Annotated in this window: 11 protein-coding genes; 9 read left to right on the forward strand and 2 right to left on the reverse strand. The window is 45.9% G+C overall.

The window, feature by feature from the left end:
- Nucleotides 1-406 precede the first annotated feature (406 nt).
- From M0C34_RS01785 to M0C34_RS01825, 9 genes are all read left to right on the forward strand, one after another.
- Entirely contained in the window at nucleotides 407-844 is a 438-nt protein-coding gene (locus M0C34_RS01785; RefSeq protein ID WP_248713959.1) for a DUF192 domain-containing protein, read from the forward strand.
- A 70-nt stretch (nucleotides 845-914) separates the two neighbouring features.
- Nucleotides 915-1,505, forward strand: coding sequence for a sugar O-acetyltransferase (locus M0C34_RS01790; RefSeq protein WP_248713960.1), 591 nt, complete (start codon nucleotides 915-917; stop codon nucleotides 1,503-1,505).
- A 125-nt stretch (nucleotides 1,506-1,630) separates the two neighbouring features.
- The gene (locus M0C34_RS01795; RefSeq protein ID WP_248713961.1) at nucleotides 1,631-2,044 is read left to right on the forward strand and encodes a CBS domain-containing protein; all 414 of its coding nucleotides are present in this window, start codon (nucleotides 1,631-1,633) and stop codon (nucleotides 2,042-2,044) included.
- 80 nt (nucleotides 2,045-2,124) lie between these two features.
- Complete coding sequence (locus tag M0C34_RS01800) at nucleotides 2,125-3,639, forward strand: YifB family Mg chelatase-like AAA ATPase (RefSeq protein WP_248713962.1); 1,515 nt, start codon at nucleotides 2,125-2,127, stop codon at nucleotides 3,637-3,639.
- A 441-nt stretch (nucleotides 3,640-4,080) separates the two neighbouring features.
- Nucleotides 4,081-4,482, forward strand: a complete 402-nt coding sequence (locus M0C34_RS01805) for a hypothetical protein (protein WP_248713963.1) — start codon at nucleotides 4,081-4,083, stop codon at nucleotides 4,480-4,482.
- Nucleotides 4,483-4,599: 117 nt separating this feature from the next.
- A complete protein-coding gene (recC, locus tag M0C34_RS01810; RefSeq protein ID WP_248713964.1) occupies nucleotides 4,600-8,001 on the forward strand; it encodes an exodeoxyribonuclease V subunit gamma in 3,402 nt (1,133 codons plus the stop codon).
- Nucleotides 7,994-11,710: an exodeoxyribonuclease V subunit beta gene (gene recB, locus M0C34_RS01815; RefSeq protein ID WP_248713965.1), complete on the forward strand. Its 3,717-nt coding sequence runs from the start codon at nucleotides 7,994-7,996 to the stop codon at nucleotides 11,708-11,710. The genes recC and recB overlap by 8 nt, the downstream gene beginning before the upstream one ends.
- Nucleotides 11,703-13,772: an exodeoxyribonuclease V subunit alpha gene (gene recD, locus M0C34_RS01820; protein WP_248713966.1), complete on the forward strand. Its 2,070-nt coding sequence runs from the start codon at nucleotides 11,703-11,705 to the stop codon at nucleotides 13,770-13,772. Before recB ends, recD begins: the two co-directional genes overlap by 8 nt.
- A 220-nt stretch (nucleotides 13,773-13,992) precedes the next feature.
- The gene (locus M0C34_RS01825; RefSeq protein ID WP_248713967.1) at nucleotides 13,993-14,184 is read left to right on the forward strand and encodes a hypothetical protein; all 192 of its coding nucleotides are present in this window, start codon (nucleotides 13,993-13,995) and stop codon (nucleotides 14,182-14,184) included.
- Nucleotides 14,185-14,330: 146 nt separating this feature from the next.
- Here M0C34_RS01825 and M0C34_RS01830 read toward each other — a convergent pair whose 3' ends face one another.
- Together M0C34_RS01830 and M0C34_RS01835 are read right to left on the reverse strand one after the other, a co-directional pair.
- The gene (locus tag M0C34_RS01830; protein ID WP_248713968.1) at nucleotides 14,331-14,597 is read right to left on the reverse strand and encodes a hypothetical protein; all 267 of its coding nucleotides are present in this window, start codon (nucleotides 14,595-14,597) and stop codon (nucleotides 14,331-14,333) included.
- 131 nt (nucleotides 14,598-14,728) lie between these two features.
- The gene (locus M0C34_RS01835; RefSeq protein WP_248713969.1) at nucleotides 14,729-14,935 is read right to left on the reverse strand and encodes a hypothetical protein; all 207 of its coding nucleotides are present in this window, start codon (nucleotides 14,933-14,935) and stop codon (nucleotides 14,729-14,731) included.
- Between the last annotated feature and the right edge of the window lie 162 nt (nucleotides 14,936-15,097).

Genomic DNA, 15,097 nt, shown 5'->3' on the forward strand with positions numbered 1-15,097 from the left:
TCCCCGCGAGGTGATAGGATAATCACCACAAGGACGACGCTAATAATTAGGGCAACTGAAAAAGACATATTTTCTACTTTCCTAGGACAATGAGTAACAAGTACCACAGTACAAAATGTGATTCAAGTCGGCTTTGCTTGTGTAAAGCTCTGCTGGTTGATGGCTAAATGAACGATTTGCAGGTTAAGTGGTTGGTGATAATTAATTATTTGGTTTTATCTTCCGTCTAAGTGTTTTGTTGTGGTTATATATGTTGGATTTGCAGCATAATTCTCAGCGTGAAATTGATGTTATTTTTCGTCATTTTTTGTTTTGTTTGATAGGCCTTGGCGTGGCTTAATGGCTTTCCCTGAGTAGGGCTTTTCTATAATCTTTAACTGTGGCTGTTTAAAAAGGAGTGTAAGCGGTGAAATGCAAACGAGTACAAGGCATGTTTATTTTGGTATTGCTGCTAATTAATAGTGCTTGTGCAACCCAACCGTTTGCCCATGTTGAGGTGAGTGTGCATCAACGCACTTACCAGTTGGAGTATGCGCTCGATCAGCAGCAGCGAGCTAAAGGTTTAATGCACCGTCGAAGCTTGTGTGAAAACTGCGGTATGTTGTTTAATTTTCAACAGTCAAAGAAGGCCAAGTTATGGATGAAAGACACCTTTATCCCCTTGGATGTGGCTTTTATTCGCAAAGACGGAACCATCATGGAGATCCGGGCTATGCAGCCTCATGACACAAGATTGACCCAAGCTTCGCAAAATATTCTTTATGCTTGGGAGATGCAGCAAACTTGGTTTGATAAAAATGCTATCAAGGTCGGAGACATCGTAAATATAAAGCTATTAGAATAACTTATTGATTATAAATAGGTTCAGCTGGGTCTTTAGATGCAGCAGCAAACCTTAACTGAAAGAGGTAGGCATGACTGAAAAAGAAAAAATGTTAGCCGGCAAGCTGTACTTGGCCTTTGATGGTGAGCTGGTGGAAGATCGCCATCAAGCTAAATCTTTATGTTATGAGCTTAATCTATTACACCCAGAAGAAGACTTGCGCGCAGAAGTGCTCGCTGAACTATTGCCAAACAGTTTAGACCCATGGATCGAACCAAGCTTCTTTTGTGATTACGGCTACAACATTACTACCGGCAAAAATTTCTATGCTAATCATGGTTGTGTGATTCTTGATGGCGCGCCAGTCACCATTGGCGATGACGTGATGTTCGCACCAGCGGTCAATATATCAACCGCCACCCACCCACTTAATGCTAAACAGCGCACTGAAGGTTTGGAGCAAGCGTTGCCAGTCACCATTGGCAGTCGTGTATGGGTAGGCATGGGAGCGAATATACTGCCCGGTGTTACCATTGGTGATAATGCGGTTATTGCAGCGGGTGCTTTGGTCAATAAAGATGTGGCTGCCAATACCGTAGTGGCAGGTGTACCGGCAAAATATATTCGAGATGTGCCGGAAGATGAAGGCTCGCCTAACAAGCCTTCATCTTGCATTGATTAGGCTGCTTTAATCGCATTTAGTGCTGCAAAGTATTGCCTATCAATCCAATAGATATAAGCCGTTTTACTTAGTGCAGCAAGAGAGTAGTCTGAAAGGGTACCTTAAAGGACCCGTAAGGAGGTCTTATGCAACAGCTTAATGTAAGACACTATATGCGTGCTCAGTTTCTTAGCTTTACTGAAAAACAAAGTATTAACGAGGCCAGCGAAGCGTTAACTCAATCCCACCAACTGGGTGCCCCAGTGGTGGATAGTAAAGGCAAGTTGATTGGCTGGTTGTCTGAACTCGATTGTGTGACCCAAATGCTGCAGTCTGGTTATTATTGTGACCAAAGCCCCTTGGTGGCAGACATCATGCGTAAAGACGTATTAAGTGTTGGCCCCGATGATAACGTGCTCGATTTAGCGAAAAGCATGACCGACAATAAACCCAAAAGTTACCCGGTGGTAGAGAACGGTAAACTGCTTGGTTTAATTGAACGTAAATCGGTACTGGCTGCGCTTCATCAGCAGCAACAGCAGTGTTTTAACGCCAAATAATCGCCTTACGCTCAGACACTTAATAACAATTTCACTAAAAGCCTACTAATATGTAAATTGTTATTAATGTTGGGGGCTTTATGGGTTTAGCGATAGTTAGAACGTGTACTTTATTGGGCATGGAAGCCTTAAACGTAACGGTGGAGGTGCATTTAGCCAATGGTTTGCCAGCATTTAACATTGTAGGCTTACCTGAAACCTCGGTGAAAGAAGCTAAAGATAGAGTGCGTAGCGCCATTCTCAACAGTGGTTTTTCCTTTCCTGCAAAACGTATCACGGTAAACCTTGCCCCGGCAGATGTACCCAAAAGTGGCGGTCGTTTCGATTTACCCATTGCCATTGGCATTTTGGCGGCGGCTGGTGATATTCCCTTAGCATGTTTAGATGACCTCGCTTTTTGTGGCGAGTTAGCCTTATCGGGGGCAATTCGACCGGTGAACGGAGCGATCGCCACTGCGTTGTCGGTAAGTCGACAGCAATTAACCTTAGTGACAGCTGAGCAAGATGGTCTTGCTGCGGTGCGAGTTCCTGATGCAAAGGTGCATGCCAGCCCAAGTTTGCAGCAGCTTAGTGCTGGTTTAAATGGGCAAATGGCCTTTAATCTATTAGCCGCTAGCTCGGTTGAAGACAATCTAGAACAAAGCTGGTTAGATATGGGAGATGTGCATGGCCAGCATTTAGCCAAACGGGCCCTAGAATTAGCCGCGGCAGGTTCGCATAATCTACTCATGCTGGGGCCTCCAGGTACCGGAAAAACCATGTTGGCTAGCCGTTTGCCTGGGATTTTGCCGCCTCTGAGTGAGCAGCAAGCGATCGAAGTGGCGGCGATCGCTTCGGTCAGCACTCAGCAGCGAGATTTACCGCACTGGTATGTTCCGCCATTTAGAAGCCCCCATCATAGCGCTTCTATGGTGGCCTTAGTGGGCGGTGGCTCTAACCCTCGCCCAGGTGAAATCACTTTAGCGCATCATGGGGTATTATTTTTGGACGAGCTGCCAGAGTTTTCTCGTGCTACCCTTGATGCACTGCGCCAGCCTTTAGAGTCGGGTGAGGTGCATATTTCACGTGCCGCACTGCAAGTGCGTTTTCCTGCTCAGTTTCAATTGATTGCAGCAATGAACCCCTCTCCTTGTGGCTATTACCAAGGCCAACAATTACGCAGTAATCCCGACCAAATTCTTAAATATTTAGGCAAATTATCGGGTCCATTTTTAGACCGTTTTGACTTGAGTGTGGAAGTAAGTGGTTTACCCAAAGGGGCACTAAGTCAGCATACCACTGGAGAGTCTAGTCAACAGATTAAGCAGCGGGTGATGATTGCGCGGCAGATCCAGTTAAGCCGTGCGGCAAAGCTAAATAGCCAATTGTCGGGTAAAGAGTTACAGCTGCATGCCGCCCTTAGCCAAGGGGATAGCGCCTTTTTGGAATCGAGCATTACCCAATTGGGTTTGTCGGCCCGGGCTTTTCATCGAGTATGGCGCTTAGCAAGAACCATTGCCGACCTTAAACAACAAACAACGATTCAACGCAGTGATATTGTTGAAGCCTTAAGTTACCGCGCCATGGACCGCTTACTGCATCGTTTATCAAACTAATCAGTCAATGATTTATTCTTGAGTTAATAACGATTACCTCTAATCTTCATCAACTTTGCGATATTGGTCCCTGATCACAGTGTAAAGAATCGCTTACAATTAATTGGCTCAATAATTGTATAGCTATTGGTGTTCAATTTATTGACACTTACATACAATAAAGCTCAGATTGTGTTTTTATAAGTCGCTGTTTTACCAGTATTATACAAGTGACAACACAAAATAAAGATTTACTGATGTTAGCGATAAGCGCAGCAGGTCCATATAGGACAACGACAACAAAATAATAAATAGAAAAGAAGTATGGTCAGTAACATGACTTCAAGCTAACAAATGTTAAACAAGCGTTTACAATGCTGAGGCTGTTACTTAAAGTGCAAAGGTGAATAACCCGAAGACAATAGAGGTTATCGCGCTAAAAAATATAAGGAAGGAAATACGATGATGAAATGGATGTTGATAGGCATTTCTCTATTGTTCGGTGTTACAAACGTAAATGCTCAAGAAGTAAGAATATGGTTACAGTCTGGCAGTGATTCGCAATGGATGCAGTTAAACAATCTACAAATCCAAAATTCAGATGGCAGCCTTAAACAGCGCATTGTTGCTTTAGATAGTAAGGGTAAACCCTTGTTTATGCCTTTAAGTGAGTTAGCATTTATTCAAGCTGACAATAAATACTACTATGTGTCTAACCAATATGTTGCGGTAACTCATAGTGGTGCCAAGTTTAAACTGCCTAGCCGAGAAGAAGGCGCGGGTATGTTTGTCGCTGAAAATGGTTACGGCGGTTACACCAGTTTTGATTACTCGGCGCTACGTCGAATCATCTTCACCAAATAATCGCTTACTCCGCCAAGAAAGAACCTCTTTAGGGTAATTAAAATTACTCAAGCAACACTTTTTTAAGAGGTTTTTTCTGGCACAATAAAGGCTGCCTAGCTCAAGGGAACAGCCTTCTTGTTATATCTATATCAAAGCAACCACTTAGACACTCTGCAATTATTGTTAAGCAAAGTGATGGCCTTACAGGCACCTGCTAACCCATTTACTCAGCAACAAATCTTGGTGCAAAGCCCCGGCATGGCGCAGTGGTTAAAACTGCAGCTCGCAGAGCAACAAGGTATTGTGGCTAATGTGGCTTTTCCGCTACCCGCCAGCTTTATTTGGCAAATGTTTCATTTGGTATTGCAAGACGTACCCGAGCAAAGCCCGTTTAACAAAGAAGCGATGAGCTGGCGCTTAATGCGTTTGCTACCGCAACGCCTTAGCGAGGTTGAGTTTTCGCCACTTCGCCATTATTTGCTCGGTGACGACGACACGGCATCATTTGAAGGCCGCAAGCTATGGCAACTTGCCCAAAAGGTAGCGGATATTTACGACCAATATTTGGTGTATCGCAGTGAGTGGACCAGCGCTTGGGAAGGTGGCGATGATTTAATCGAGGTGAGTGGGAGCCAGCCATGGCAGCCGATATTATGGCGCGATTTGGTCGATGACACTGTGGGGGCTATGGACTCACCCTACCACCGCGGCAATATGTATATCGATTTTGTTGAGCAGTTGCGTTTAAGCAAAACTGCTCCAGAAGGGCTACCGGAACAGGTGTTTATCTTTGGTATTTCGGCGCTGCCGCCTGCCTATGTTGAGGCTTTAGACGCCTTAGCTTTGCATACTAACATCCATCTATTTTTAACTAATCCCTCTGAACAATACTGGGGCGATGTACGCGATGTGACTACAGTGCTAAAGCAACAGTCTGAGATTGAACGAGTAGGTAACCCCTTACTGGCTTCAATGGGTAAGCTGGGGCGTGATTATATCGAAATGCTGCACCCTCTAAATAAGCAAGAAACTGACCTCTTTTTTGATAATTACGTCAAGCCTCAACACGATGAGCCGCCTGTCGCGCCTGCTCTATTGGCGCTCATTCAAGACGATATTTTGAAACTGCAAGATCCCATTGATTATCAACAGTTTGACAGTAGTGAACATAAACGGCTTATTCAGCCCAGTGATAACAGCATACAGCTGCACCTTTGTCACAGCCCACGCCGAGAGCTTGAAGTATTGCATGACCAGTTACTGGCGATGTTTGAGCAAGACCCAGAATTAAGCCCGCGTGACATTATTGTGATGGTGCCGGATGTCAACCGTTATGGGCCAATGATTCAAGCGGTGTTTGGCAGTGCTAGCGCAGAAACCCGTTTGCCGTTTGCGATTTCAGATAGGAGTGCCACCCAAGAAAATCCCGTGCTATTAAGCTTTTTGGAATTGCTCGCCTTACCGCAAAAGCGTAAGTCTGCAGCCGAATTGCTGGCCCTATTAGAAGTGCCAGCGATTATGCGTCGTTTTGAACTGAGTGATGATGAGTTAAAACCCTTGCGCCAATGGGTAAAAGAAGCGGGGGTGCGTTGGGGCTTAGATGGTAGTGATCGCAGCCGCTGGCAAGCTCCCGAAGATGAGACCCACTCTTGGTTATTTGGCCTAAAGCGGATGTTGTTAGGTTACGCTATGCCCAGTGAAGCGGGTTTGTATCAAGGTGTGTTGGCTTACGATGAGGTGCAAGGCAAGCGCGCTTTAGCCGTGGGTAAATTGGCAGATTTTATCGATCTGTTAATCCAACTTGAGCAGGACTTATTAATCGCGGTTCCTGCTGAACAATGGCAATTGCGCTTACAGGACTTAGTTCAGCATATTTATCGTTTTGATGCTGACGATGAAGCTGAATATCTACGTTTATTGAAGCTGTTTGAAACACTAGCGGAGCAATGTGCGGCAAGTGATTATAAAGACGATATTGGCCCAGAATTAATTCTCGATTATTGCCGTAATCAACTTAACGCACAGCGCGGAAGTCAACGTTTTCTAGCCGGCCAAATTAACTTTTGTACCCTGCTGCCAATGCGTGCGATTCCTTTTAAAGTCGTGTGTTTACTGGGCATGAATGACAGCGAGTATCCGCGTAGTGTGCCCAGCTTAGGTTTTGATTTAATGGCGGATAACCCGCCAAAGCGCGGTGACCGTAGCCGCCGAGACGACGACCGCTATTTATTCTTAGAAGCGCTGTTAGCGGCACAGCAACGTTTATATATTTCCTATATTGCGCATAGTGCTAAAGACAATAGCGAACAAACCCCTTCGGTACTGGTGGCTGAGCTGTGTGACTATATTGGTCAAAGCTGTGCCTTAGTGGGAGATGAAAAGCTGAATGTGGATCAATCTGGCGTTAAGCTGTTAGCACAGGTGACATGCAAGCATCCCTTGCAACCATTTTCGCCCGAATATTACCAAAGCGCATCAGCCAGCGGTTCGTTGACTGGGGAGCCGCTTAAGATTTTTAGTTATGCGCAGCGTTGGTTGCCCGCGGTAACAGCGCAGCAGCAAGTTAAACCTTCGGTCCCTGAATTATCGCAACTGATCAATGAGGGAGGCTTGACTGATCTAACAATGGATGAACTGCTGGCTTTTAGTCGCTCGCCGATTGCCTATTTTTATCAGCGTCGCTTAAAGGTGAGCTTTCCTCGTTTAACCGAGCAGTTAGAAGAAACCGAACCCTTTGTCGTAGACGGCTTGTCTGGCTATAGCATGAAGTTGCATCTATTAGAGCAGCAATTAAATAATGCTGATAAGCAACAGCAGTTTGCTTATTTACACGCAGCGGGAGCCTTACCTCATGGTGGTTTTGCAGAGGTCTCTTTTGAGCAACAATGGCAAGAGATGCAACCTTTGGCAGATACCTTATTCCCCTTACTGGCTGGCGGCGTATTAGAACATCAACAGCTCGTTGTTGATGTTAATTACAACGCTGAAGATAGCGAGCTATCAAGCCGCTTATCGGCTTGGTTAAAGCAGCGCTACGCTCAAGGGTTAGTGAGTTATCGCCCTGGTAGTATTCGAGGTAAGGATTTAGTCGCTGCGTGGTTATGGCACTTGGTCTTTCATGCCGCTCAACCTAGTCAAGCTAGCAGCAGCTATATTATTGGCCGCAAACACGCTTGGCAATTTACGCCAGTAGCGGCTGAGCAGGCCTTGCAATGCCTAGGCGAGTGGTTGACTTGTTTGCATGCGGGTTTACAACAGCCACTGCTATTGCCGATTGAAAGCGCCTGGCAATGGATTAGCCAATGCAAAGATAAAAAGACCGGTGCGATAGCATTTAGCGAAGCCAATATCGACAAGGCGCGCCGCGCTGCTCGCACCCAGTTTGTGGGGGGGCCGTTTGCGCAAGCCGAAGGTGATGACCCTTATATTCAAGCCCAGTTAGCCGATTTAGAAGCAATATGGCCGGAGTTCGAAGCCAATACTCAGCGTTTACTCGAACCGCTACTGTCACATTTAGAGGAGTTTGCTCATGTCTGATGTCAACGTGCAAGCTCAAACAATGTCACCTTTAACAAGCACCAATTTAGATGCCTTTAGCTTTCCACTGAGTGGCGCACGGTTGATTGAGGCCAGTGCTGGCACCGGCAAAACCTATACCATTGGCGCTTTTGTATTACGGCTATTGTTGGGGCACGAACGTGAAACGGGGCAAGGTTTTACCTTGCAAGGCCAACTTACGCCACTGAGCATAGAGCAAATTTTAGTGGTGACTTTTACCGAAGCGGCCACTCAAGAGTTGCGTGGTCGCATTCGAGAAAAAATACATGAAGCCCGTATTGCTTTTTTACGCGGTGAAAGCAGCGATTTTTTTATCAGTAAACTGTTAAATGAAGTCAGTGATCACCCACTTGCCGCGCAGCGCCTACTATTGGCTGAACAAAACATGGATCAGGCGGCAGTATTTACCATTCATGGCTTTTGTCAGCGAATGCTAAAGCAACATGCTTTTGAAAGCGGTTTGCCCTTTGAGATGGAGTTTCTCACTAACGAAATTCATTTACGTTTGCAGGCGGTACAAGACTGCTGGCGACAGCGTTTTTACCCCCTGCCAGTGCCTCTCATCAGTCGAATTGTGCAATGTTGGGCCAGCCCAAAGCAGTTGCATCAAGAAATTGGCAGCTTGCTTAATCAAAGCCATTTTGAGTTGCAAGGTGTGCCCGATGAACAAAATCTAGAAGCCTTTTTTGCCCAGCAAATTGCTCGCATAGATACTTTTAAACAACTGTGGAAACCGGCTGCAATCGATATTGCCGAGTTGATTGCGACAGCGCCACTTAACGGTAATAAGTTTCGCAAAGCCTCGGTAGAAAAATGGTTGGCCTTGATTAATCAATTTGTTGATGCGCCGACCGACAGTGATTTTCTCGGCAAGCCCTTACGTGAGGCTTTGCAAAAATTCACTCCAGACAATCTAGCTAACGGGGTTAAAGCTAAAGGGCAGCCGCCAGAGCATCCAGCCTTTGTGGCTATTGAGCGCTTATTTGATGAAGAACAGAGCATCAAAAATCTGCTGCTGGCTCAGTTGCTCCCGCAAATTCGTCAACGTTTTAGCGAGCTGAAACAGCAACAACAACTGCTCAGTTTTGATGATTTACTGGCGGGCTTAGCTAAGGCGCTGAGTACGCCGCAAGGTGGCGTGCTAGCGAAGAGCATTGCTGAGCTGTATCCAGTAGCCATGATTGACGAGTTTCAAGATACCGATCCGCAGCAATATCAGATTTTTTCGCAACTCTACATGGGCCGGCCCGACAGCGCCTTGATGCTAATTGGTGACCCTAAGCAAGCTATCTATGGTTTTCGTGGCGCCGATATTTTTACCTATATGCAAGCGCGCAACAATGTCACAGCACGTTACAATTTGCCGACCAATTGGCGCTCGACGGGCGCCATGGTTAATGCCTGCAATCAGTTGTTTGAATGGCATCAGCGGCCTTTTATCTATGATGACGCGATTCAATTTATTGCCGTTGATGCTGCCAAAAAGCAGCTTAGTGGTTTGCAAATCAACGGCGAACGCCAAGCGGCTATGCAGTTCTTGTATCAACAAAACCCTGATTTTGTGCGTGGTGAAGATTATATTAATGGCCAAGCGCTAGAATGCGCTCAGCAGATCCAGCAATTGCTCGAAGCGGGGCAAAACGGCACCGCCACATTAGGCAATCAAGGTAAAACCGTACAAGCGGGTGATATTGCGGTATTAGTAAGAACTCGCCGCGAAGGCGAAAAAGTAGCGTCGGCACTCGCCAAACAAAACATCGCTAGTGTTAGTTTATCTAATCGCGATAGCGTGTTTGAAAGCCCAGAAGCCTATCAGTTTTACTTGCAGTTATTGGCCTGCCAAGAACCACATAACGACCGTAAATTGCGGGCTGCCTTAGCCTGTAAAATGCTTGGTTTAAGTTTACAAGAGTTGGATGATTTAAATACCGACGAGCGCTGTTGGCAGCGTTATTCTCAAGAATTTTTTGATTACCAACAGTTGTGGCAGCAGCGTGGTGTATTGGCGATGTTTTACCGCTGGATGAGCCAACGTGCTATCAGTGAACGCTGGATAAGCCAAAGTGATAACTACGGTGAGCGCTTACTGACTAACTTAATGCATTTAGCCGAACTGTTACAGAATAAAAGTGCTGAGCTAGACGGCGATGCTGCATTGATGCGTTGGTTTGCCGAGCAGTTGCTAGAGCCTGATGGTAATGCAGACGACCAACAACTGCGCTTAGAGAGTGATGCCAATTTGGTACAAATTGTGACTATTCATAAGAGCAAGGGCTTGGAATATCCGATTGTGATGTTGCCCTTTATCCTTGGTTTTCGCGAAGCGAGTGAGGCTTTGTATCATCAGGATGAGCGTTTTATCTACGACTTGGATGGCGGCGAACAGGCTATGGAAGCCGCTTGCCAAGAGCGTTTAGCCGAAGATCTTCGCCTACTGTATGTGGCGGTAACTCGCGCGGTATATTGCTGTTATTTAGGTGTGGCCGATCTTAAAAAAGGCAATGCCAAAAAAGGCGATACCGATGTTCATCAAAGTGCCCTTGGCTATTTATTGCAAAAAAATCTGCCACAGCCTGCGGGAGCGTTAGTCGCTATTCTAGATAACTTATCACAGCACCCAGATATAAGCTGGCAAGCAATCAGTGAGCAGGTATTAGCACCTTATCAGCCTATTGGTGATGAGCAAGCGAGTTACGCGGCTCGGCAGTTTACCAGTCAAATTAATCGAAATTGGTGGCTAACCAGTTATTCTGCTTTAAGCCGTCATCAAGGCCATCAGGCCGGTTTTGATGCCAGTAGTGACATGGCTTGGTTGGATGTGGCTGAAGGTTTAGCTAGCGAAGAGCTTGAACCACAAAGTGAGCAGGCGCTGACTATTTTTGATTTTCCGCGCGGGGCCGAAGCGGGTACTTTCTTACATTTATTGTTTGAAGAGATTGATTTTCAAGCTGATATCGAGGAAATCCGCCAAGCATTACCCACACTATTACACACATCGAGTTATAACGACGTAAACCTGCAAGGTGAACTTATTTGGCTAGAACCCTTAGCGCAAATGTTTCAGCAAGTGTGTGCCACGCCTCTTGATGATGGGGGGAATACCGCCGCCTATAGCTTGAGCTTACTTGGAGCCGAGCAGCGTTTGGTAGAAATGGAGTTCTTCCTGCCGATTGCCGATTTGCAGGCTAACCAAGTGAATCGTTTAATCCGCCATTTTGACCCATTGAGCCGCAGGGCTAGCGCGCTGGATTTTTCGAACGTACAAGGCATGTTGAAAGGCTTTATTGATTTAGTGTATCAGCACAATGGCCGCTATTACGTATTGGATTATAAGTCTAACTATTTAGGGGACAAGGTGGCTGACTATCAGCAGCAAGCTATGGTTGAAGCGATGGTAGAGCATCGTTATGACTTTCAGTATCAGCTCTATAGCTTGGCTTTACATCGTTGGCTGGGGCAGCGTTTGCCTGATTACGATTATCAGCAACATTTTGGTGGGGTGTATTATTTGTTTTTACGCGGTATGAGTGGTGAGCAACTGGCTGAACCGGCAATTAGCCGCAACGGCGTTTATTTTAGTCGACCGAGCGTCAGCTTTATTCATTATCTCGATCAACTTTTTGCGGGACAGGCTTTGCCTACCGAGTTACCTGCCATTGATAATAATGAGGCCGCAGCGGATGAATAATTTAACCGCCACACCGTCATTGTCAGTGACGGCGTGGTTACAGCAATTGAAGCAAGCTGGTGCCATTAGCGCCCTAGATTTTCATTTTGCCAAATCTTTTGCTAGTAGTGAGCAAAGCGAGGCCCTAATGGTTGCCGCAGCGATAGTTAGTAACGAGCTAAACGCGGGGCACATTTGTGTAGACATGACAACCTTGGTAAGGCGTTGTCAGTTACTGGGTGCTTGTCCTATTGAGCAGTACCAAGATAGCCAGTTTTGGTTAACACTGCTGAGCCAGTCAACATCGATACAACAAGTAGACAGTGATCTTCAAGCTAATGCAGCGCAGGCCAAACCTTTGGTATTGCAGTATCAACGTTTGTATTTGCATCGCTATTGGCATTACGAACAACAAATAGCCCAATACTTTGCTCACTCTGAGTCAGTTTGCCGCTTTTCGCCGGCAGATATTACCCCTCGAATGCAGCGTCTATTTAGCCGTGATTGGGCGATGTTATTAAAGGCTAAATCGCGTTATTCCAGAGAGCAAATGGCGGTGTACGCTGAGCAATTCTTAGATGTCTATGACCCCGCTTTACTCAGCAATAGTGCTTGGCTAAATCAGCTTACGCACATTAGCGATCAACCAAGCCTCACCGAGTTTGTGCATGGCATTGCCGCCAGTAGCAGAATTAATTGGCAGCAGTTGGCGGCACTACAGGCTTGTTATCAACCACGGTTAGTGATCAGTGGCGGGCCGGGTACTGGAAAAACTACGACAGTGACGCGCTTGTTGGCATTGCTGCAAGATCTGCAGTTGAGCGCGGGTAAGGCCCCCTTGAGTATTCAACTGGTAGCGCCAACGGGTAAAGCAGCGGCGCGCTTAAGTGAGTCAATCATTGGCGCTAAGCATCAACTTAATGCCAGCGAACAGACCATTGCTACGATCCCTGAGCAAGCATCAACTATTCACCGTTTATTGGGTGTGATTCCTGGTAGAGCAGAGTTTCGTCATCACGCAGATAATCCTTTGGCCTTAGATATGTTAGTGGTAGATGAAGCTTCGATGATTGATATGCCGCTAATGGTCAAATTATTAGCAGCCATGCCTAAGCAGGCGAGAATCATTTTATTGGGTGATAAAGATCAGTTAGCTTCGGTAGAAGCTGGCGCGGTATTAGGAGATTTATGTGCCTTTATCAGTCACGGGTATAGCGCGAACTTAGTGGCATTTTTGCAGGCTTGTAGCGGCTTCAACTTAGCTCCGCAACAAGCATCCTCACCATTAGCGATTGCCGATAAGTTATGTTTGTTACGCAAAAGCTATCGTTTTGATGCTCGCTCGGGCATTGGTTTATTAGCCAAGGCAGTTAACCAAGGCCGTGCAGAACAAGCGCTAGAGCTTTTACAGTCACAGCGCGCCGATTTGCCGTATCAGGCACTTAATCAAGGCGCTTACCAAGATTTACTGACGCGGGTGATGCAGGGCTATCAGCCTTATTTAGTTGCGCTGCAACAGGGCGAGGCGATGGAGCAGGTATTTGCAAAGTTTCATCGATTTCAGCTATTGGTAGCATTACGTAATGGTGAATTAGGGGTGACAGGGCTTAATCAGCGGCTAGAAAAATTACTACAAAAGCAGGGATTAATTGCACTACCCGCCAGTACCGACAGTGTTTGGTATATCGGTCGTCCGGTGATGATTGAGCAAAATGATCACGAGCAGCAGTTATATAACGGTGATATAGGTATTTGTGCTGCTGATGATACTGGTCAGTTGATGGTGGCTTTTGAATCGGCGAATGGTTTGCGTTGGCTATTACCCAGCCGCTTACCTGCCCATCAAAGCGTTTATGCAATGACGGTACACAAAAGCCAAGGCAGTGAGTTTCACCAAGTGGCTATGTTACTGCCGCCAGCTAAGCAAGCCTTGGTGAATCGCGAGCTGTTATACACCGCGATTACCCGCGCAAAAAGTACCTTTAGTTTATATGCTGACCCCGATAGCATTAGCGCCGCTTGTCGTAATAAAACCCAGCGTCGCTCAGGTCTGGTGGAGCGTTTGGCAAATGGAGTGGAGTAATGAAACATAAGGATTCGGGGCCAATTTATGACAACTTAAGACAATTTTTACGATGAGTAAAAAAAGAATCAATGCGATGCTTTTCCCGCTTATGGCAATTTTGCCTCCCTGTTTGGTTTTCTCCGGCAACGTTGAACTCGCGCTCCCATGCTATATAGCGATGCTTGCAATAGTGCGGTTTGATGGGGATTTGAAACTAGCAAGAGACAAGGGGGTTCGATTGGACCTAACGATTCTAATGGCTGCAGTCATTGGAGGAGGGATCGCGCTTTTATGCGAATGGTTTTTACTCGATTCTAGAGCCGCTAATCTTTGGTTCTTATTTGCTTGGGGAGTTATATGGTTGGTTCAAGGTCGACAATACGACCGTATGGTAAAGCAGCTTGAAGGGCGTAATGATTACACCGAATAAGTAAGGTAAGGGGCGAAGTTGTTGACATAAATTAGCTAGCCCAATTACCAGAGGTAATTGGTCTGTTGCTAACTTAAATCTGGAGCAGTCAGGAAGCACTTTGGCGATAAGCGGTATTTTGGCCAGTGTAGACCCGTTGTTAGTTTCTACAGACCAAGGTTTCTGGTTAATACTTCTGCCGAAGTGATAATACGTTTTGTGCGGTATAGCTGTGGATGTTTTTCATCGTCTGCGTAACCTACTGGTTCACCAGCGCCAGTGTTTACGAACCAAGAGTTTTCAGGGGTACGGTCACCGAGCAATTTTTTAAACTCAGTTGGCTTAAGACCCAGTGCTTTGGCGGCTGCATTATAGGTGCAGCGAGTCTTAATTTGGTTAAGGTAATCGCGGATGATGGTGATTTTATCCTGCATTACAAAGTCATTCCTATATAGTTGTGGGCTAAATGATCTTAGCCAAATGTGGTGGTGGCAGAACGGGCAACATTATTACAGTTTGGCTTGATTAGTCGCCATGTGCCCGTAGCTAATATGTAATCTGTATCTTAAATTTTAATAAAATAGGGTGCTGCAACTAAAACAATACCAGTAATCAATAACATAGTTAAGTTTGGCATAAAGTACGGGAATGCCAAAAGTGCTAAACCTATACCCAGTGGAACGATGGCTTTTTGTTTCCTGCCATAGGTAAAATAGCCAATACCTATACCGCCAAACAGCACACCCCAAATCATTAGCGATGAACTATCCATTGAGACGCCCCTATGACTCTAGTTGGTGGTAATACGTTTAGTGAGTGTTACCCCAGCCCTTATTGTGCAGTTTTCACCCTAAGGCCGCGCCCTGTTTTGCTTGTATATTGGCGCATTAAATCACGAATAACGCTGATTTAATGCCGCCTACTGGTAATTCAA

This window comes from Agarivorans sp. TSD2052, from assembly GCF_023238625.1.
Classification (GTDB): domain Bacteria; phylum Pseudomonadota; class Gammaproteobacteria; order Enterobacterales; family Celerinatantimonadaceae; genus Agarivorans.

Bases quoted from the DNA above. Each gene is read 5' to 3' on its own strand.
- M0C34_RS01790 (WP_248713960.1), top strand. From the start codon at position 915: ATGACTGAAAAAGAAAAAATGTTAGCCGGCAAGCTGTACTTGGCCTTT.
- M0C34_RS01795 (WP_248713961.1), top strand. From the start codon at position 1,631: ATGCAACAGCTTAATGTAAGACACTATATGCGTGCTCAGTTTCTTAGC.
- M0C34_RS01800 (WP_248713962.1), top strand. From the start codon at position 2,125: ATGGGTTTAGCGATAGTTAGAACGTGTACTTTATTGGGCATGGAAGCC.
- M0C34_RS01805 (WP_248713963.1), top strand. From the start codon at position 4,081: ATGATGAAATGGATGTTGATAGGCATTTCTCTATTGTTCGGTGTTACA.
- recB (WP_248713965.1), top strand. From the start codon at position 7,994: ATGTCTGATGTCAACGTGCAAGCTCAAACAATGTCACCTTTAACAAGC.
- recD (WP_248713966.1), top strand. From the start codon at position 11,703: ATGAATAATTTAACCGCCACACCGTCATTGTCAGTGACGGCGTGGTTA.
- M0C34_RS01830 (WP_248713968.1), bottom strand. From the start codon at position 14,597: ATGCAGGATAAAATCACCATCATCCGCGATTACCTTAACCAAATTAAG.
- M0C34_RS01835 (WP_248713969.1), bottom strand. From the start codon at position 14,935: ATGGATAGTTCATCGCTAATGATTTGGGGTGTGCTGTTTGGCGGTATA.